Source organism: Streptosporangium sp. NPDC048886 (genome assembly GCF_055586905.1).
In genome coordinates this window covers 191,798-211,012 of record NZ_JBVJHH010000005.1, presented here as the reverse complement: position 1 = coordinate 211,012, position 19,215 = coordinate 191,798, and the positions used below count along the sequence as shown (strand labels likewise).

General features: G+C 72.2%; 16 protein-coding genes and 1 riboswitch. Of the genes, 8 read left to right on the top strand and 8 right to left on the bottom strand.

The window, feature by feature from the left end; genetic code table 11:
• Complete coding sequence (locus tag ACZ6R6_RS08115) at positions 1–1,299, bottom strand: aminotransferase class V-fold PLP-dependent enzyme (RefSeq protein WP_470091189.1); 1,299 nt, start codon at positions 1,297–1,299, stop codon at positions 1–3.
• A gap of 52 nt (positions 1,300–1,351) precedes the next feature.
• Positions 1,352–1,467: riboswitch (SAM riboswitch) on the bottom strand.
• A gap of 137 nt (positions 1,468–1,604) precedes the next feature.
• Here ACZ6R6_RS08115 and ACZ6R6_RS08110 point away from each other — a divergent pair.
• A complete protein-coding gene (locus ACZ6R6_RS08110; protein WP_470091187.1) occupies positions 1,605–2,465 on the top strand; it encodes a TerC family protein in 861 nt (286 codons plus the stop codon).
• A 151-nt stretch (positions 2,466–2,616) separates the two neighbouring features.
• Here the strand turns inward: ACZ6R6_RS08110 and ACZ6R6_RS08105 are convergent, their stop codons facing one another.
• Both ACZ6R6_RS08105 and ACZ6R6_RS08100 read right to left on the bottom strand, forming a co-directional pair.
• Entirely contained in the window at positions 2,617–2,934 is a 318-nt protein-coding gene (locus ACZ6R6_RS08105; protein ID WP_470091185.1) for a hypothetical protein, read from the bottom strand.
• A gap of 5 nt (positions 2,935–2,939) precedes the next feature.
• The gene (locus tag ACZ6R6_RS08100) at positions 2,940–3,497 is read right to left on the bottom strand and encodes an RNA polymerase sigma factor (RefSeq protein ID WP_470091184.1); all 558 of its coding nucleotides are present in this window, start codon (positions 3,495–3,497) and stop codon (positions 2,940–2,942) included.
• Between the two features lie 286 nt (positions 3,498–3,783).
• Here ACZ6R6_RS08100 and ACZ6R6_RS08095 point away from each other — a divergent pair, with 286 nt between their 5' ends.
• Positions 3,784–4,983: a cytochrome P450 gene (locus tag ACZ6R6_RS08095; protein WP_470091182.1), complete on the top strand. Its 1,200-nt coding sequence runs from the start codon at positions 3,784–3,786 to the stop codon at positions 4,981–4,983.
• Between the two features lie 529 nt (positions 4,984–5,512).
• Here the strand turns inward: ACZ6R6_RS08095 and ACZ6R6_RS08090 are convergent.
• Together ACZ6R6_RS08090 and ACZ6R6_RS08085 are read right to left on the bottom strand one after the other, a co-directional pair.
• Positions 5,513–6,559, bottom strand: a complete 1,047-nt coding sequence (locus ACZ6R6_RS08090) for a S66 family peptidase (protein ID WP_470091181.1) — start codon at positions 6,557–6,559, stop codon at positions 5,513–5,515.
• Positions 6,560–6,629: 70 nt separating this feature from the next.
• Complete coding sequence (locus ACZ6R6_RS08085) at positions 6,630–7,595, bottom strand: SAM-dependent methyltransferase (RefSeq protein ID WP_470091180.1); 966 nt, start codon at positions 7,593–7,595, stop codon at positions 6,630–6,632.
• 358 nt (positions 7,596–7,953) lie between these two features.
• Here ACZ6R6_RS08085 and ACZ6R6_RS08080 point away from each other — a divergent pair, with 358 nt between their 5' ends.
• Positions 7,954–8,844 (top strand): Rossmann-like and DUF2520 domain-containing protein, encoded by an 891-nt coding sequence (locus tag ACZ6R6_RS08080; protein ID WP_470091178.1) that lies wholly within the window; start codon positions 7,954–7,956, stop codon positions 8,842–8,844.
• Entirely contained in the window at positions 8,835–9,692 is an 858-nt protein-coding gene (gene panC, locus ACZ6R6_RS08075; RefSeq protein ID WP_470091177.1) for a pantoate--beta-alanine ligase, read from the top strand. The genes ACZ6R6_RS08080 and panC overlap by 10 nt, the downstream gene beginning before the upstream one ends.
• A gap of 60 nt (positions 9,693–9,752) precedes the next feature.
• Here the strand turns inward: panC and ACZ6R6_RS08070 are convergent, their stop codons facing one another.
• From ACZ6R6_RS08070 to ACZ6R6_RS08060, 3 genes are read right to left on the bottom strand one after another with little or no spacing between them, the layout of a single operon-like run.
• A complete protein-coding gene (locus ACZ6R6_RS08070) occupies positions 9,753–10,397 on the bottom strand; it encodes a response regulator (protein ID WP_470091176.1) in 645 nt (214 codons plus the stop codon).
• Positions 10,388–11,491: a sensor histidine kinase gene (locus tag ACZ6R6_RS08065; protein ID WP_470091174.1), complete on the bottom strand. Its 1,104-nt coding sequence runs from the start codon at positions 11,489–11,491 to the stop codon at positions 10,388–10,390. The genes ACZ6R6_RS08070 and ACZ6R6_RS08065 overlap by 10 nt, the downstream gene beginning before the upstream one ends.
• The gene (locus tag ACZ6R6_RS08060; protein ID WP_470091173.1) at positions 11,475–12,092 is read right to left on the bottom strand and encodes a DedA family protein; all 618 of its coding nucleotides are present in this window, start codon (positions 12,090–12,092) and stop codon (positions 11,475–11,477) included. The genes ACZ6R6_RS08065 and ACZ6R6_RS08060 overlap by 17 nt, the downstream gene beginning before the upstream one ends.
• A gap of 151 nt (positions 12,093–12,243) precedes the next feature.
• On the opposite strand from ACZ6R6_RS08060, the gene ACZ6R6_RS08055 reads away from it, so the two are divergent.
• The 4 genes from ACZ6R6_RS08055 (at position 12,244) to ACZ6R6_RS08040 (ending at position 19,214) form a co-directional block, all read left to right on the top strand.
• Entirely contained in the window at positions 12,244–14,610 is a 2,367-nt protein-coding gene (locus ACZ6R6_RS08055) for a M28 family peptidase (RefSeq protein WP_470091172.1), read from the top strand.
• A 135-nt stretch (positions 14,611–14,745) separates the two neighbouring features.
• Positions 14,746–15,231 carry an aspartate 1-decarboxylase gene (gene panD / locus ACZ6R6_RS08050; protein WP_470091170.1) on the top strand — a complete coding sequence of 162 codons (486 nt, stop codon included), beginning with the start codon at positions 14,746–14,748 and terminating at the stop codon, positions 15,229–15,231.
• 591 nt (positions 15,232–15,822) lie between these two features.
• Complete coding sequence (locus ACZ6R6_RS08045; protein WP_470091169.1) at positions 15,823–18,432, top strand: L-aspartate oxidase; 2,610 nt, start codon at positions 15,823–15,825, stop codon at positions 18,430–18,432.
• A complete protein-coding gene (locus ACZ6R6_RS08040) occupies positions 18,432–19,214 on the top strand; it encodes a type III pantothenate kinase (protein WP_306862173.1) in 783 nt (260 codons plus the stop codon). The genes ACZ6R6_RS08045 and ACZ6R6_RS08040 overlap by 1 nt, the downstream gene beginning before the upstream one ends.
• The last annotated feature ends 1 nt before the right edge of the window (position 19,215 follow it).

Here is a 19,215-nt window from a genome sequence, read left to right as displayed (position 1 = left end):
TCAGCTCCGCGACAGCAGGTCCCGCAGAGCGGCGACCAGACGGTCGACGTGCTCCTCGGTGGTGCCGATCCCGATGGAGGCGCGGACCGCGGAGGCGGTGACGTCGTCGCAGCCGCCGTCCTTGGCACCGAGGAGGTGGCGGACGAAGGGGTGGGCGCAGAACTTGCCGTCGCGCACGCCGATGCCGTACTCGCCGGACAGGGCCTCGGCGACCTCGCGGGCGGTGAAGCCGTCCACCACGAAGGAGACGATGCCGACGCGGGGGTGGTCGGGGCCCCACAGGGACAGCTCGTGGACGCCCTCGACGGAGGCCAGACCGGCGCGGAGGCGGCCGATGAGGCGCTCCTCCTCGCGCAGCAGCGCGCTCCAGCCGGTGGCGCTCAGGGCGTCGCAGGCGGCGGCCAGGGCGATGGCGCCCAGGACGTTCGGGGTGCCGGCCTCGTGACGGGCCTCGGGGTCGTCGTGCCACTCGGCCCCGTCGTCGTCGACCGAGCGCACCGCGCCGCCGCCCCGCAGGTACGGCTCCGCCTGCGACAGCCAGTCGGTCCGGCCGACCAGGGCGCCGGTGCCGAAGGGGGCGTAGAGCTTGTGGCCGGAGAAGACCACGTAGTCCAGGTCCAGCGCGGTCAGGTTGAGCCGGCGGTGCGGGACGAGCTGGGCGGCGTCGACGAGGATGCGGGCGCCGTGGCGGTGGGCGATGTGGGCCAGGGCGGCGATCGGCCAGAGCTCGCCGGTGACGTTGGAGGCCGCGGTCACGACCAGCAGCTTGGGGCCGTGGATCCCGGCCAGCGCCTCGTCGGCGGCGCGGACCGCCTCGCCCGGGAAGGCGGGGGGCGCGAGCCGTACGGCGTCGGCCCAGGGCAGCAGCGAGGCGTGGTGCTCGGTGTCGAAGACCACGGCGGTGGTCCCCGCGGGAAGGCTGCGGGCCAGCAGGTTGGTGGCGTCGGTGGTGTTCCGGGTGAAGACCACCGAGTCGTCGGGGCGCGCCCCGACGAAGGCGCGGACCGTGTGCCGGGCCTGCTCGTAGCGGGCCGTGGTGAGCTGGGAGGCGTACCCGGCACCGCGGTGGACGCTGGAATAGGCCGGGAGCGCGGCGGCGACGGCGGCGCTCACCGGCTCCAGACAGGGCGCGCTGGCGGCGTAGTCGAGATTGGCGTAGGGGACGAGCCTGCCGCCCTTGACCGGGACCTGGAGGTCCGAGCCGAGCACCGCGGGGATCCGCCGGTCCTCGGACGCGCGGGTGGCGGGGACGGTCACGGACGTGGCGGGGGCGGAGGTGAAGATCGTCAGTGCGGACACGCCAGAACTCCTCGGAGGTCATCGGACCCCAAGCCGTGGCGTTGGTGCGTGGAGCCCGCGCTTGCCCGACACACTCCGTGCCGGACCAGGTCCTCACCCGGGGCACCCCGCCGCGGACGCGAGGGTTGCCGGCCAGCGAGCCGGGGCTTGTCACTGGCACTCATGACCTACAGGGGAACTATAACCGACCCCTGGCCGGGCTCCGCAAGTCGGTGAAATGCGCAGCTGTGTTCTTTGTTCAGGAACTCACGGTGATGCCCAGTCGTCTAGGCAGTGACCCCTGACGCCTGACGGAGGAGTGAACGATGGATTGGGTGACTGATCCCGAGATCTGGATAGGGTTCGTCACCCTTGTCGGCCTGGAGATCGTGTTGGGCATCGACAACATCATCTTCATCTCGATCCTGGCGGGGAAACTCCCGCCCGGCCAGCGTGACAAGGCGCGGAAGCTGGGTCTCCTCGCCGCCCTGGTCAGCCGGCTGCTGTTGCTGCTGGCGCTGTCGTGGGTGGTGAAGCTCACGGCGCCGATGTTCGAGGTCTTCGGCCACCCGATCTCGGGACGCGACCTGATCCTGATCCTCGGCGGCCTCTTCCTGCTGGGCAAGAGCGTCTTCGAGATGCACGACAGCCTTGAGGGCAAGTCGGGTCATGCCAGTGGCAGGGTCGCCGCCTCCTTCACCGCGGTGATCCTCCAGATCATGGTCCTGGACATCGTGTTCTCCCTCGACTCGGTGATCACCGCGGTCGGCATGGTCGACGAGCTCGGCGTCATGGTCGCGGCCGTCATCGTCTCGGTCGTCGTGATGCTCTTCGCCTCCGGCCCGATCAGCCGTTTCGTGGACAAGCACCCGAGCATCAAGATGCTCGCCCTGTCGTTCCTGGTGCTGATCGGCGTCGTGCTCATCGCCGAGGGCTTCGAGCAGCACATCTCCAAGGGCTACATCTACTTCGCGATGGCGTTCTCGCTCGTCGTGGAGCTGCTGAACATCCGGATGCGCGGCAAGGCGGCCAAGGGCGCGGCCGAGGAGGACAGGCCGGTCGAGCTGCACCACCGCTACGAGGCGGGCGAGCAGGCCGGGTCCCCGCAGGACCAGGGCGTGCGTGGACCGGCGGACCGGGTGGCGGAGCCGGATCCCGATCACGGCGAGGGCTCAGCGGTCAGGTGATCTCGCCGTGAGAGCGGCCGGCCTGTCGTGGGGCGCGGCCCGGACCCGGTTGCCGAGATCGAGGTGCCACCACCCGTCGGCATCGGGGCGGAGACCCGCGCCCGCCACGGCGTCCTGGAATGTCCGTCGGCTGTCCCCGGCGAGCGTGTTGTCAGCCTGCCGGAACTCGCGTGCGGTCCGCCGCCGTCCGGCGGAGATCTCCGCCGGTTCCGTCCGTCAGGGTGCACACTCCGTCCACGCAGGAGCGCTGGAGGCGGCCCATCGAGATCGTCTGCACCAGTCCGACGGCCCAGCAGGTCGGGCAGCCGCGCAGCGCCACCAAGCCGAGCGGCGCCAGCAGCAGACTGGCCGGTCCGACCGTCGGGACCAGCGCGACGGCTCCGATCAGGAGACCGAATCCGAGTCCGCCGCGGAGCAGGTGCCGGGGGACGGACCTGCTGGCGAAGCTTGCGTCGCCGGTCGTCCTCATGCTTTTCATTCGGCCCTTCCCCAGTTCTGAGTTTGCAGGTCGCCGCGGACGGCGGCCCGGGCGCGGTGCAGCCGGGACTTCATGGCGGCGCTGCTCAGCCCGAGGGACCTGGCGACGACAGGGCCCGGCAGGCCCTGGACATCACGCATGATCAGCACGAGACGCTGATCGGCGGGCAGAGCCGCGATCGCGGTGGCGACCTGATCGACTTCGAGGCCCCGCAGCACCTCGTCCTCCGCGGACGAGCAGGATCCGTCAACGACCGGTTCGGCCCGCCACACCAGCGATTGGGCGCGGCGCAGGCATTCGTTGCGCACGATCTGGAACATCCACGAGGCCAGCGCACCGGACGCTCGCAAGGTGCCGATCTTGCGGAAGAGGATGATGAGTGCCTCCTGGGCGGCGTCCTCGGCGTCCTGCGGACTCGCGCACAGCGAGAAGGCGAACCGCTGCACGTGCGGATGGGACCCGCTGACCAGGGCGGCGATCGATGCCTGGTCTCCCTGCTGCGCCGCCGCGATCAGCTGCTGGCTGGGCCACCGGGATCGGGAAGCCCTAGTCACGGGACCGGGCCCGCTTGCGGAGGAACACGATGCTGCACGCGCAGATGAGCACCGCCGCGACAGCGATGACGATCATGGTGGTCAAGGGAGTCTCCTGCCTGTCGAACGGCCGTGGCGCCGGTACGTACATAAGAGGGCGGCTCGCCGGAAAAGGATTCAGCCCGTTTGACGGTCGATTCAGGCCCGCTCCGTCGCCGGGCGACCCCACCGGGCCGTCGCCGGGTGACCTCACCGGGCCGGCCGCCTCGTAACTTACAAGTTTGGCGGCGAACATTACGATGCTTACGTGCGCTTTGATCCTTGGAATCCGGAATTTGTCGCCCACCCCTATGACGTCTACGCCGAGCTGAGGCGGGAACGGCCGGTCAGCTTCTTCGAGCCGACCGGCCAGTGGCTGATCGCCCGGCACGCCGACGTCAACGCGCTGCTGCGCGACCGCCGGCTCGGCCGCTCCTACCTGCACGTCGCCACGCACGCCGAGTTCGGCAGGCCGGACGACCCCGACTTCCAGGACCCGTTCTGGCGGGTGGTCCGGGCCGGGATGCTCGACGTCGAACCGCCGGTCCACACGCGGCTGCGGCGCCTGGTGTCCAAGGCGTTCACCCCGCGCATGGTGGAGGCGCTCCGCCCCAAGGTCGCCCGGATCGCCGGGGAGCTGGTGGAGGCGTTCGTCGAGCGCGGCGGGGGCGACCTGATCGCCGAGGTGGCCGAGCCGCTGCCGGTGACCGTGATCGCCGAGATGCTCGGCGTGCCCGAGGCCGACCGGCACCTGCTGCGGCCCTGGTCGGCCGACATCTGCGGGATGTACGAGCTCAACCCGTCGGTCGAGGCCCAGCACACCGCGGTGCGCGCGGCCCAGGAGTTCTCCGACTACCTGATCGAGCTGGCCCGCGCCCGCCGGGCCGATCCCGGCGACGACCTGATCAGCGCGCTGGCCCTGGTGGCCGACGAGGGCGACAGGCTCACCGAGGAGGAGCTGGTCGGCACCTGCGTGCTGCTGCTCAACGCCGGGCACGAGGCCACCGTCAACGTCACCGGCAACGGCTGGTGGTCGCTGTTTCGCAACCCGGCCGAGCTGGAACGGCTCCGCGCCGACCACGGCCTGCTGCCCACGGCGATCGAGGAGCTGATGCGCTGGGACACCCCGCTGCAGATGTTCGAGCGCTGGGTGCTTGAGGACATCACCGTGGGCGGGGTGGACATCCCGCGCGGCACGGAGGTGGCGCTGCTGTTCGGCTCGGCCAACCGCGACCCCGAGGTGTTCGCCGACCCCGACCGCCTCGACGTGGGCCGGGCGGACAACCCGCACATCTCCTTCGGCGCGGGCATCCACTTCTGCCTGGGCGCCCCGCTGGCCCGGATCGAGCTGGCCGAGTCGTTCGGCGCGCTGCTGCGCAGGGCCCCGAAGCTGGAGCTCGCCGCCGAGCCCACCTGGGGGCCGGGCTACATCATCCGCGGGCTCACCGCCCTCGACGTGCGGGTCTGAGCCAAGCGACAGGGCACAGCCTCTCGTCCTGCTGAGCGACTGCCCGGGGAAGCGGCCGAGCGTGCGAAAGGCCGAGGACACCCGTACGGTCACCGCCAGGGGCGACAGCGACCACCGCCATACCGAGCAGCTGATCATCATGCCGAGCCCCGAGGTCGCCCAGCAGGTCGTGAAGGACGGATGTGGGGGACGACGCGGGCGGGCCGGAACGACTCCGCCCGCCCGAGTCACGCACGGGCCCGCGCACCCCTCCGTGCCGGATCTCGTGCGGGTACGGCGGCGCGGCGGCATGGAACGTGGGGGAAGGAGTGCCGCCGGCGCCCGCTCATGGGAGGCGTGGGGCGCCTGGTGTGGACGTTTCCTGCTCAGGTCGGGTGATCACCGTCATCTCGGCCTCGTGCATCTGCCTCTGCCGTGCGCGGGGGAACGGCGCCAAAAGCCGTACACACCTCATTCCACCCCATTTCCCGCCGGAGTCCGGGGCCCGCACACGGTCAGCCGGTACGGTGTTCCACCTGCGCGGGGCCGGTCAGAAATGAGCGATGACGCGTCGAGCGGGGCCATCCACGGTCATCAGCCCGCCGTAGGGCAGGACCCATTGGGGATCGGTGTGCCCGAAGTCGACGCCGAACACCACCATGGCCTCGGGGTTGTAGTGGTCCAAGGCCCGCAGGATCGCTCCGCGCTGCTCGGTGCGGTAGCCCTCCCGCTCGTCGGGCGTGGTGGGGCGCAGCAGGCTGCTGGCCTTGGCCGTACCGACGAGGATGGCCGGGAACTGTGCGAGCAGCCCGCGTTCGCCCGCGTTGCGCAGCATGCGGAACACCTCCGGAGCCGAGGGCATCTCCTCGGAGGTCTCCAGCAGCAGCACGCACCCGGCGTAGTCCTCGGCCGGACGGATCCACCGGTTCGCGGCCAGGTTCCAGTGCAGGATCTCCAGGTTGCCGCCCCAGGTGGGAGCGGTGACGACCTGGTCGGGCCGGTGCCAGATCCAGCCGGGACTGGGCCGGGTCGGCGCCGCGTGGTTCAAGGACGCGGGTTCGCCCCAGTCGAGCTCGTCCTCGCTGAACACTTCGACCGGATGCAGCTCCATGTCCCCGCCGGTGAGCAGCGCCGCTCGCAGTGACCCGGTCGACACCGGGTGCAGACCGCCGCCGCGACCGAGGTGCACCATCGTCGACCCGCCGTGATAGCCCGCCACGCCAAGGTTCCACAGCCAGTTGAGCAGGTTGGTGTTGTCGCTGTAGCCGACGAACGGCTTGGGGTTGGCGGTGATCACGGCGGGATCCAGGAAGGGCAGCACGCTGAGCTGGTCGTCCCCTCCGATCGTGGCCAGCACCGCGCGGATGCCCGGGTCGGCGAACGCGTCCATCAGATCGGCCGCTCGATCCTGCGCCGAGGCGCCCAACCGGCGGGTCGTCGGATATTCCACGGGCTCCAGCCCGAACTCGTCGCGGAGCCGCCGCATCGCCAGCTCATGCACGGCGGGGAACATCCCCGGCGCCGCGAAGGAAGGCGAGACCACGGCCACCCGGTCCCCAGCCGTCAGCTTCGGGGAAATTGTCAGATCAGGACGCATGTTCCCATCTAACTGGATCATGCAACTGGAAATAATCTCCGTGCCCGCCCAGCGGATCGGACGGACGCTTTCAAAGGCGATCCTGGGCGAGCCAGCCGAAGCCGCCGAGCCCCTCGGCGGCGATCAGCTCCGCCTCCTGGGAGGCCCTGGCCAGGGCGCGGAGATAGCCGCGCGGGTCGTCGCGGGCGTGCTCGACGGGCGGGCGGGTCCCGGTGACGCCGAGGTTGCGCAGCGCCTGCCGCTGGGTGGTCAGGACCGTCGTGACGGCCCCCGCGCGCTCCCCGGCGGCCGCGCAGGCGTCGAGGGCCACGTGCGCGGTGATGTCGCACGAGCCGTCCGGCACGGGTGCGACGGCCGCCCCGTCGCGGTAACCGGCCAGCGTCCCGCACGGCGGGCGGTCGTCCACAGGGTGTGCGTAGTCGATCGCGATCGCCCGCCCGCGGGCCAGCCGTACGATCACCGAGGCCCACGCCTCGTCGCGGGGCCTGCCGATCTCGGCCCGCTCGCCCGGGGCCCGCATCGGCCACCAGCGGGCCAGCCAGGCCAGGTCGGCCTCCGAGGGCCTGCCGCCGAGCCGTTCCGCGCCGTTCGACGGGTCGACCAGGACCAGCCGGGGCCCGCCCGCGGTCTGCTCGGCGACGTCCACCGGCACGTTGTCCAGCCACTCGTTGGCGATCACGAGGCCGTTGATCCCGTCCGGCACGGTCCGCGCCCACGCGATCTCCCCGGGCAGCCGGGCGGGCCGGGGGGCCAGGTCCACCCCGGTCACCCGCAGCCGCGGCCGGAGCCCGGGCGGCGCGGCGGCGAGCACCCCGGCCGCCAGGGCGCCCTCCCCGGCGCCGACGTCCACCAGGTCGACCACCGGCGGGCCGCCGAGCGCGTCGTCGAGCGCGACGAGCTCGCGCAGCACGGCCTCGGCGAAGACGGAGGACGCGCCGACCGAGGTCCGGAAGTGCCCGGAGGGGCACTCCCGCAGGTAGAAGCCGTTGTCGCCGTAGAGCGCCCGCTCCGTCGCGGCGCGCCAGGTGAGCCACACGTCCACAGACGCTACAGCGCCAGGCCAGGGGACGGCCGCCGGACAGCCGATGGACGGCGGGTCGGACCTCAGCCGGGCATGGGACCAGGCGGACGCGGCTCCTCGGAGAACGGGTCAGACGGTGTGGGATCAGGCGGGCGCGGGGCCTCGGAGAACGGGATCGGGCGGGTGCGGGGCCTCGGAGCAGGTGCGGATCCCCACGCGGACGCGGGCCCGGACGGGGCGATCCCCGGGCGGGGGCGGGCTCCGGAGTCGGGTGCCGTTTTCGGACACGCGCCTCGGCGTGGCTGCGGTGGCCGGGCCCGTTACGCTGGTCAACTGGGCACGGAGCCCCCATCTGGTCGAAGGACGGGACGTCATGGACGCAGGCGATCGCCCGGCACGGTTGGCCGTCGGAGTGGTCGGAGCCGGCCGGGTCGGCTCGGCACTCGGCGCCGCGCTCGCGCGGGCGGGCCATCGAGTCGTCGCCGCGAGCGGGGTCTCCGACTCCTCCCGGGAGCGGGCGGCCGAGCGGCTCGGCCTGACCCTCACCCGCCCGGAGGACGTGGTGGCCGGATCCGACCTCGTCCTCCTGACGGTCCCCGACGACGTGCTGCCCGACCTGGTCACGGGTCTGGTCGGCACCGGCGCCGACCTGCGGGGCAAGCTGGTGGCCCACACCAGCGGCGCGTACGGCCTGGCCGTGCTGAACCCGGCGACCAAGGCGGGGGCGCTCCCGCTGGCGCTCCACCCGGTGATGACCTTCACCGGCAAGGACGACGACCTCCGCCGGCTCGTCGGCATCTCCTACGGTGTCACCGCGCCCGAGATGCTCCGCCCGGTGGCCGAGGCGCTGGTCATCGAGATGGAGGGCGAGCCGGTCTGGATCGAGGACGAGGACCGGGCGCTCTACCACGCGGCCCTGGCCGGAGCGGCCAACCACATGGTGACCCTCGTCGCGGAGTCCTCCGAGCTGCTGGAGAAGATCGGCGTGGAGCAGCCGGGCCGGATGCTCGGCCCGCTGCTGGGCGCCGCCCTGGAGAACGTGCTGCGGCTCGGCATCGGCGGGCTGACCGGCCCGGTGGTGCGCGGAGACGCCGGGACGGTCCGCAAGCACGTGGACGCGCTGATCCTGGCCGCCCCCGAGGCGGCGGACGCCTACGTGGCCCTCGCTAGGCTCACGGCGGACCGGGCGCTGGCGGCCGGGCTGCTCAAACCGGAGGCCGCCGAGCGTCTCCTGGACGCTCTGGGAGGCAACATATGGACGTGATCGTGGTGGGTGACCGCGCCGAGCTGGTCAAGGCGAGGCAGGCCCTGAAGATCGGCGGAGCGGTGTCCCCCGGACGGGCGGCCCTGGCCCTGGTGCCGACCATGGGGGCGCTGCACGAAGGACACCGCTCGCTCATCCGGCTGGCCCGCGAGCAGGCCGAGCACGTGGCCGTGAGCATCTTCGTCAACCCCCTGCAGTTCGGCCCCGGCGAGGACTACACCCGCTATCCCCGCACGTTCGACACCGACCTGGAGGTCTGCGCGGCCGAGGGCGTGAGCATGGTGTTCGCGCCCTCCGCCGAGGACATGTACCTACCGGACCGGCAGGTCGGCGTCTCGGCGGGCGGGATGGGCACGATCGTCGAGGGGGTGTTCCGGCCCGGTCACCTCGACGGCGTGCTCACCGTGGTGCTCAAGCTGTTCAACCTGGTCCAGCCGGACGTGGCGGTGTTCGGGCAGAAGGACGCCCAGCAGCTGGCGATGATCCGCCGGATGGTCGCCGACCTCGACGTCCCGGTCTCCGTCGTCGGGGCGCCCACGGTCCGGGAGGCCGACGGCCTGGCGCTGTCCAGCCGTAACCGCTACCTGTCCTCGCACGAGCGCCGGACGGCGCTGGCCCTGTCCCAGGCCCTGTTCGCGGGGGCCGCGGAGCCGACGCCGGAGGAGATCCGGCGGACCGCGCGGGCCGTGCTGGCGGGGGAGCCGGCCGTGGAGGTCGACTACCTGGTCCTGGTGGACCCGGCGACCTTCGAGGAGGTCGGCGCCGACCACCGGGGTGAGGCGATCCTCGCCGTGGCCGCGAGGGTGGGCTCCACCAGGCTGATCGACAACGTGACGGTCACCCTCTAGCGCGGTGTCCGCCGGAGTTCTCCGGGGCCGGCGGCGCGCCGCCTCCGCGGCTACCTCGGCTCAGGAGTCGAGGTAGCGCAGGACCGCCAGCACCCGGCGGCTGTAGCCCGTGGCGTGCGACAGCGAGAGTTTGTCGAAGAGCGAGTTGACGTGCTTCTCCACCGCGCTCTGCGACACGTGCAGCGCCTGCGCGATCGAGGCGTTGGTCTGGCCCTGGGCCATCCGCTCCAGCACCTCGCGCTCGCGCGCGGTCAGCTTGGCCAGCGGGTCCACCTGACTCGTACGGGCCAGCAACTGGCGCACCACCTCGGGGTCGAACGCGGCGCCCCCCGCGCCCACCCGCTCCAGCGCGTCCAGGAAGTCGGTCACCTGCGCGACCCGGTCCTTGAGCAGGTAGCCGACACCCTCCACGTTCGCGCTCATCAGCTCGGTGGCGTACTTCTTCTCCACGTACTGCGACAGCACCAGCACCTTGACCTCCGGCCAGCGCCGCCGGATCTCCAGCGCCGCGCGCAGCCCTTCGTCGGTGTGCGTGGGCGGCATCCGCACGTCCACCACCACCGCGTCGGGCCGGTACGCGGCCACCGCCGACACCAGCGCCTCGCCGTCGCCGACGGCGGCCGGAACCTCGTGGCCCTCCTCCAGCAGCAGCCGTACCAGGCCCTCGCGCAGCAGCGTGGAGTCTTCGGCCAGGATCACCCGCACGGCAGCTCCGCCACGATCGTGGTCGGCCCGCCCGGCGGGCTGGTCACCGTGAAGGTCCCGTCCAGCGCGGCGACCCGTCGCGCCAGCCCCGACAGTCCGCCGCCTGCGGCATCCGCCCCGCCCACACCGTCGTCCTGTACGCACACGACGACCATTGTGTCCTGTCCGTGCACCTCCACGGTGACGGCGGTGGCGCGGGCGTGCTTGGCGGCGTTGGTCACCGCCTCGCTGACCACGAAGTAGGCGACGGTCTCCACCGCCATCGGCGGCCGCGCGGGCAGCTCACACACGATCTTGACCGGCACGCTCGACCGCTCGGCCACACCGGCCAGCGCCTCGCCCAGGCCGAGGGAGTCCAGCCCCGACGGGTACACCCGCCAGGCCACCTCACGCAGCTCGGCCAGTGCCTGCTGCGCCTGCTCGTGCGCCTGCTCCAGCAGCTCGGGACGGCCCCTGCGGGCCCGGCCGACCATCATCGACAGCGCCACCAGCCGCTGCTGCAGCCCGTCGTGCAGATCGCGTTCGATCCTGCGTCGCTCGGCGTCCACGGCCGCCACAACGCCCGCGCGGCTCTCGGCCAGCTCGGCGATGCGGTGCCGCAGCACCTCGGTGGGGTCGGGGCCGAGCATCCGCAGGGCCAGTCGCCGCTCCAGCGCGTGCACCCCCGCCATGCCCGACAGGTCCAGGAACAGCAGGACCAGACCCACCAGGCAGGCATAGGCGATCAGGGGCACGGTCGGTCTCATGCCGTCGATCGGCAGTCCCCTGCCCCAGAACCAGACGAGCGTGACGGCCATCCGCGTGCCGATGACGAGCAAGGCGACCACCAGGCCGCCGAGTACGCCGACCGGCGCCCGCGTCGCCAGATACCGCAGCTCCCGTCCATCGGAGTGGCCCGTGCCGAGCCCGAGGGCGGCGGGGTCGAGGCGTAGCCGGCGGGCTTCGAGCACGGCCAGCCGTCGGGCCGCCGCCCGCACGGCCGGACGGCCGGCGAACGGCAGCGCCGGCAGGAGGAAGACCAGCTCGATCAGGGCGGTGACCGTCCCCAGCAGCACCGCCCCCAGCAGCCGCAGCCCCTCAGCGGCGAGACGCATGTCGCCCCTGGTGCCGCTCGGCCACCCTGACGCCCACGAACACCAGGACGGCCAGTAGCACCAGGGCGATCACCACGTTGGTGCCCATGCCGACGTAGGCCTCCACCAGCGACCAGTTCTCGCCCAGGACGTAGCCCGTCAGAACGAAGATCGTGTTCCAGATGAGGCTGCCGGCCGCGGTCAACAGTGTGAACGTGACCAGCGGCATGCGCTCCACCCCGGCCGGGATCGAGATCAGGCTGCGGAAGATGGGGATCATCCGGCCGAAGAACACGGTCTTGCGTCCGTGCTTGAGGAACCACGCCTCGGTCCTGTCGATATCGGAGATCTTCAGCAGCGGGATCCGGGCGGCCAGGGCCAGCGTGCGCTCGCGGCCGAGCAGCGCGCCCACCCAGTACAGCGCCAGCGCGCCCAGGACCGAGCCCGCCGTGGTCCACGCGAGCACGGTCAGCAGGTCCATCTCGCCCCTGGAGGAAGTGAAGCCGGCCAACGGCAGGATCACTTCACTGGGTAGAGGCGGGAAGAGATTCTCCAACGCGATCGCCAGTCCCGCACCTGGCGCCCCGAAGCTTTCCATCAGCCCAACCAGCCAATCTGTCATGCCCCAGAGGCTATGAACGGTCAGGGTAGCGCCGGAATGAGGCGTGTGACCGTTTCCAGGTGTGGAAAACCACACCTGCGGAAAACCACCGGCATAAACGGACATGGGCCTCATTCCTCCAGCCGAGCCGCCGAACCTACTGTTCCTGGCCATGATCGGAAAGATGTTCGACGTCCCGAGACGGACGCTGGCCGGCCTGGCCGCCCTTCTCGCGCTGGCCGCGGTCATCGTGCTGTCCGCCATGACGGACAGCACGATGCAGCCCCTGCCGGCCTCGGCCCCGAGCGGCGAGTTCAGCGCCGAGCGAGCCGTGGCCCACCTGACGGAGTTCGCCACCCGGCCGCGGCCCATCGGCAGTCCCGAAAGCGACCGGGCCAGGGACTACCTGGCCGGGCGGCTGCGCGCCGCGGGTCTCCAGGTCGAGGTCCAGCGGTCGGTCGGGGCCCGCTCGGCGGCGGGGCTGGCGACGTTCGGCCAGGTCGACAACATCGTGGGCCGGCTGCCGGGGACCGATCCCACCGGTACGGTTCTCATCGCCGCCCACTACGACTCAGCGGCGATGGGACCGGGTGCTTCCGACGACGGTGCGGCGGTGGCCGCGATGATCGAGACGGTCCGGGCGCTGCGGGCGGGCACCGGCCCGCGTAATGACATCGTGCTGCTCATGTCGGACGGCGAGGAGGACGGCGTGCTCGGCGCCGAGGCCTTCGTCCGCGAACACCCCTTGGCCCGCAAGGGCGGCGTGCTGCTGAACTGGGAGGCCCGCGGGGTGAGCGGCCCCTCGCTGATGTTCGAGACCTCAAGGAACAACGCCCGGCTGGTCGAGACGTTCGTCAACGCCGTTCCGGCTCCGCGCGGTGACTCCTCCATGGTGGAGCTCTACCGGCTGCTGCCGAACAACACCGACTTCACCCCGCTGACCAAGGCCGGGTTCACCGGCATGAACTTCGCCTACATCGAGCGTTCCTCGCTCTACCACACCGCCGACGACTCCATCGCCAACCTTCACCGCGGAAGCCTGCAGCACCACGGCTCGAACATGCTGGCGCTGGCCCGTGCCCTGGGGAACGCGGACCTCGGGTCGTTGCCCGCCGACCATGACGTCACCTATTTCCGTGCCCTCGGAACCATGATCACTTACTCTGACCGGCTCGTATGGCCGCTGGCGGTGTCGGCCGTCCTCGCGGTGGCGGGATTGGCGCTGCTGGCCCGCGTCAGGCGGCTGCTCAGCCTTCCCCGGCTGCTGTGGGCGGCGGCTTCGGCCGTCGTCCCGCTGGCCGGCTCGGCTCTCCTGGCGCAGGGGCTGTGGGAGGTGCTGGTGGCCGTGCGACCCGCCTACGACGCCATGGGCGGTCTCCTGCATCGCCCGCAGGCGTTCCAGGCGGCGGTCGCGGTCCTGTCCGGGGCGGCGCTGCTCGGCTGGTATCTGCCGTTGCGCCGCAGGCTGGGGCCGGCGGCGCTGTCGGTCGGGGCGCTGGTCTGGCCGGCCGGGCTCGGCGTGCTGTGCGCCTGGTCCGCGCCCGGGGCATCCTTCCTGTTCGCCCTGCCGGCGCTGCTGTGCGCGCTCGGCGGGCTGGCTGCCGTCCTGATCCCCGCATCCGCCTGGGCGCGGTTGACGGCGGCGATGCTGGGTCCGGTCACGGCCGCGATGCTGCTGCCCTCTCTGGCGGCCAACGCCTTCGACGGGATGGGGCTGGCGCTGGGCGGGGTGAGCGCGCTGGTGTTGGCACTGTTCGGGCTGACGGTGCTGCCGATCGTCGAACTGTTCCTGCCCGTACCCGGCACCGGGCCGGAGCGGGCCGTCGCCGTGCCCCTGACAGCCGTCGTCCTCGCCCTGGGGCTGGCCGGTGCGGGGCTGCTGGTGGACGGGTTCGACGCGGACCGGCCGCAGCGCACGCACCTGGCGTACGTCATGGACGCCGACACCCGCACCGCTCACTGGGTCAGCGCCGACACCGACCCCGGAGAATGGACCAGGCGGTACGTTTCCGGCCACGAGTCCGCGGCACTGCCCGAGGGATACGCGCGGGGCGCGCTCCGGACCGGCCCCGCACCGGTGATCAGGGCCGCCGGCCCGCGTGTCTCCGTGCTGTCGCGCGACCAGGAAACGGTCAAGCTGCACGTGACGGCGGGCAAGGGGGCGCGTTCGGTGACGCTGAGGGTCGACCACCCGATCACCGAGGCCACCGCGTCCGCCGGCAGGTTCGGCTCCGTGAGCGTCCCCGTCACCGGGAAGCGGGCCGGCACCTGGCCCGCGGAGGTCCGCTTCAGGGGCATCCCCGCCCAGGGAGTCCAGATCACGGTGCGCGTACCGGACGCGGACCGGATCCGCCTCACCGCCATCGCGGAGACCGACGGCCTGTCCGCGGTGCCGGGCTTCCGCCCAAGGCCGCCCGGCCTGACCGCGGCCACCAGGGAGGACGGCGACCTCATCGCGCTTACCCGCACCTACACCCTGACGGGCGCCTCTCACAGCCCACAGCGCCCGTCCTCGGATTCCGGCGAGATCACGCGATAGCCCGTGCCGTCTGCCGAGTCAGGTGGATGGGACCCCGCTGACGGGCCTCGGGCGGTGGCTCCGGGGCGTCGGATATATTCCGCGCAGGCGTGCACGCTCATGGGGCGGCGCGACCGGACGAAAGGTGATCGACGCATGCTCCGGACCATGCTCACGTCCAAAATCCACCGCGCCACCGTCACCCAGGCGGACCTGCACTATGTCGGGTCGCTGACCGTCGACGCGGACCTGCTCGACGCCGCGGGCCTGCTCCCCGGCGAGCAGGTGCACGTGGTGGACATCGACAACGGCGCCCGGCTGGTGACCTACACGATCGCGGGCCCCAGGGGGTCCGGGATCATCGGCATCAACGGCGCCGCCGCCCGTCTCGTCCACCAGGGCGATCTGGTGATCATCATCGCGTACGGCCAGCTCGACGACGCCGAGGCGAGGACCTTCCAGCCCAGGGTCGTCCACGTCGACCGTGACAACCGGATCGTGGAACTCGGCCACGACCTCGCCGCTCCGCCCCCCGGTTCCGCTGTCCCCATCCCGGGCCCCGTGGCCCCGGCCCCCGGCCTCCTGCGCGGCGACGGGCTCCACCACCCGGTGGATTCCTCCCACGCGGATTCCTCGCACTAGGCGGGGTTTGCGCAGGTCAACGTGTAGTGCTGTGCTGTAGGTGGGGGCGCGTGCACGTGAAGGACTCGCCCGTTGGGCGTGGTGGCGCGTTCTCCGCTGTGGACTGGGCCGCCGGGTTGGCGTCCGGCGGCCCAGCGGACCGTCCGGCGGTGCGGCGGCCGTCCGGCGGTGCGGCGGCCGTCCAGCGGTGCGGCGGCCGTCCTGCGGGGCCGGTGGCCGTCCTGCGGACCCTCCTGCGGCCCGGCGGGCTTCCAGGCTCTGACCCCTGGATCCCCGAACCCCCCGAACCCCCCGAACCCCTGGACCCCTGGACCCCTGACTCCGGTGGACCCCTGATCCGGGGTCCCGGCGCCGGCGTGCTCGCTGGGTGTGGTCTTCGTGATCTGAGGGTTGCGGCACGCCTGAGGGATACCTCACATCCGAGGGGGACACGTCCTGCCGCCGGCGGCGCGTCCCCTCGGATCCTCCGCGCATCCCGGGCCGTGCACGAGCGGCGCTACCGCCACCCCGGGGAAGAGTCACTCCGGCGCGCCCGTTATCGTCAGGTTGACGAAATGATGAGCCTCTAACACCCCTCGCGAGGAGGCGGCAATGGCGATCCCTGCCATCCCCCAGAGGTTGACCGCGCCCGCTCCGGGCTGGACGGTCGAGGCCGACGTGGTCGTGGTGGGCTCCGGCGTCGCGGGCCTGACCCTGGCACTGCGGTACGCCGGCCTCGACCCCGAGGCGAAGGTCCTGGTCGTCACCAAGGACGTGCTGTCGTCGGGGTCCACCCGCTGGGCGCAGGGCGGGATCGCCGCCGTGCTCGACCCGCAGGACACTCCGGCCGAGCACCTGTCCGACACGCTCATCGCGGGGGTCGGCCTCTGCGACGAGGAGGCCGTGCGGGTCCTGGTGACCGAGGGGCCCGCCGCGCTGCGCGGGCTGATCGCGACGGGCGCCCGGTTCGACACCGACGACTCGGGCGAGCTCCAGCTCACCCGGGAAGGCGGCCACCGGCGCAACCGGATCGTGCACGCGGGCGGAGACGCCACCGGCGCGGAGGTGCAGCGGGCGCTCGTCCAGGCCGTCCAGGAGTCGGCGATCGAGGTGATCGAGCACGCGCTCGTGCTCGACCTCCTCAAGGACGCCGACGGCCGGACCGCCGGGGTGACCCTGCACGTCATGGGCGAGGGCGAGCGCGACGGGGTGGGAGCGGTCAGGACCGGGGCCGTGGTGCTGGCCACCGGCGGCATGGGCCAGGTCTACGCCGCCACCACCAACCCCGTCGTCTCCACCGGTGACGGGGTGGCGCTGGCACTGCGGGCCGGCGCCGTCGTCAGGGACCTGGAGTTCGTCCAGTTCCACCCGACCGTGCTCTGGCTCGGCGAGGACTCCACCGGCCAGCAGCCGCTGATCTCCGAGGCGGTCCGGGGCGAGGGCGCGGTGCTGGTCGACGCCGAGGGCACCCGCTTCATGAAGGACGTCCACGAACTCGCCGACCTCGCGCCCCGTGACGTCGTGGCCAAGGCGATCATGCGGCGGATGCGCGAGACCGGCGCCGACCACATGTATCTCGACGCCCGCCATTTCGGCGAGGAGAAGTGGCGCACCCGCTTCCCGACGATTCACGCGGTCTGCCGCGAACACGGCATCGACCCGGTCACCCAGCCCATCCCGGTCGCCCCGGCCGCCCACTACGCCAGCGGCGGCGTCCGCGCCGACCTGCACGGCCGTACCAGCGTGCCGGGCCTGTACGCCTGCGGCGAGGTGGCCTGCACCGGCGTGCACGGCGCCAACCGGCTGGCCTCGAACTCGCTGCTCGAAGGGCTGGTCTTCGCCGGGCGGATCGCCGCCGACATCCACGCGCGGCGCAGTGCCGGAGCCGAGGGCTCCGGCGCGGAGCCGGACCGGTGGGTAGACACGGCCGGGACGGCCCCGGCCGCCGTACGGCCCGCGCCCGGCGAGCCGGTGACCGACGACCGGCCCACCGGCCTGGTCGACCCCAGGGCCCGGCCCAGGATCCAGGGCCACATGAGCCGGGGCGCGAGCGTGCTGCGCAGCCGGGAGTCCCTGACCGAGGTCGCCAAGGCCCTGGTGAGCACCCGGTGGACCCCGGTGGCGGTGGAGCCGTGCACCGAGTCGTGGGAGGCCACCAACCTGCTGACGGTCGCGTCGGCACTGGTGGCGGCCGCCCGCAATCGTGAGGAGACCCGCGGGTCGCACTGGCGCGAGGACTTCCCCGAACGTAACGATGCCTGGTGGCTGGGCCACCTCGACGTGACCCTTACAGCGGAAGGAATGACCATGACGTATGTGCCGCACGGACAGCGGGCGACCGTGCTGCCGCCCCAGGTGGAGACGGACCTGGTCGAGGCGGGTCTCGACCCGGCCGTGGTGACGGCCGTCCTGGCGGCCGCTGCGGCCGAGGACCTCCAGGCTCCGGGCGACGTCACCACCCTCGCCACCATCCCGGCCGGGCAGACCGACACCGCCGACGTGGTGGCCCGCGAGGACGGGGTGGTCTCCGGGATCGCCGTCGCCGAGGGCGTGTTCTCCTACCTCAGCCAGGGCCGCCTCACGGCCGAGCGCCGGGTCAAGGACGGTGAGCACGTCACGAGGGGCGACGTGCTGATGACCGTCACCGGCCCCACCCGGGACCTGCTGACCGCCGAGCGGACCGCGCTCAACCTGCTCACCCACATGTCCGGCATCGCGACCCTCACCGGCCAGTGGGTCCGGGCCGTGGAGGGGACCGGGGCGCGGATCAGGGACAGCCGCAAGACGCTTCCCGGGCTGCGGGCCCTGGAGAAGTACGCCGTGCGGTGCGGGGGCGGGGTCAATCACCGCATGTCGCTTTCGGACGCCGCGCTGATCAAGGACAATCACGTGGTGGCCGCTGGTGGAGTAGCCGGAGCGTTCCGGGCGGTGCGGGACGCCTACCCCGGCCTGCCGATCGAGGTGGAGGTCGACCGGATCGACCAGATCGAGCCGGTGCTCGCCGAGGGGGCCGAGGAGATCCTGTTGGACAATTTCACCGTGGACGATCTGGCGCGGGCCGTACGGCTGGTGGACGGCAGGGCGCGGCTGGAGTCCAGCGGGGGGCTGACGCTGGAGTCGGCCCGTGACGTGGCTGAAACCGGCGTTGACTACCTTGCGGTGGGAGCGCTCACCCACTCGGCGCCGGCCCTTGATATCGCACTGGACCTTCGGGGGAATTGATGTTGCTTGCCATCGACGTCGGTAACACCCACACCGTTCTCGGCCTCTTCGAGGGCGACGAGGTCATCGAGCACTGGCGGATCGCCACCGACGCCCGGCGCACGGCCGACGAGATAGCCGTCGTGCTGCAGGGGCTGCTCGGGCAGTCGCCGCTGCTCAAGGGCGCCGACGTCGACGGCATCGCACTCTGCTCCACGGTGCCGTCGGTGCTCAACGAGATGCGTGAGATGTGCCGCCGCTACTACGGCGACGTCACCGCGGTGATCGTCGAGCCCGGCATCCGGACCGGGGTGCCGGTCCGGATGGACAACCCGAAGGAAGTCGGCAGCGACCGGATCGTCAACGCGCTGGCGGCCATCCAGCTGTACGGCGGGCCGTGCGTCATCGTCGACTTCGGCACGGCGACCTCCTTCGACGCCGTCTCCGCCAAGGGCGAGTACGTCGGCGCGGTGACCGCCCCCGGCATCGAGATCTCGGTGGACGCGCTGGCCGCGGCCGGGGCCCAGCTCCACAAGGTGGAGCTGATCCGGCCCCGCTCGGTGATCGCCAAGAACACGGTCGAGGCGCTCCAGGCGGGCATCATCTACGGCTTCGCCGGTCAGGTGGACGGGATCGTCGAGCGCATGGCGGCCGAGCTGTCCGAGGACCCGGACGACGTCACCGTCGTCGCCACCGGCAGCGCGGCGCCGCTCGTGGTGAGCGAGGCGCGCTCGATCGACGTGCACGAGCCGTGGCTCACGCTGATCGGGCTCCGCCTGATCTATCACCGTAACACCGCCTAGC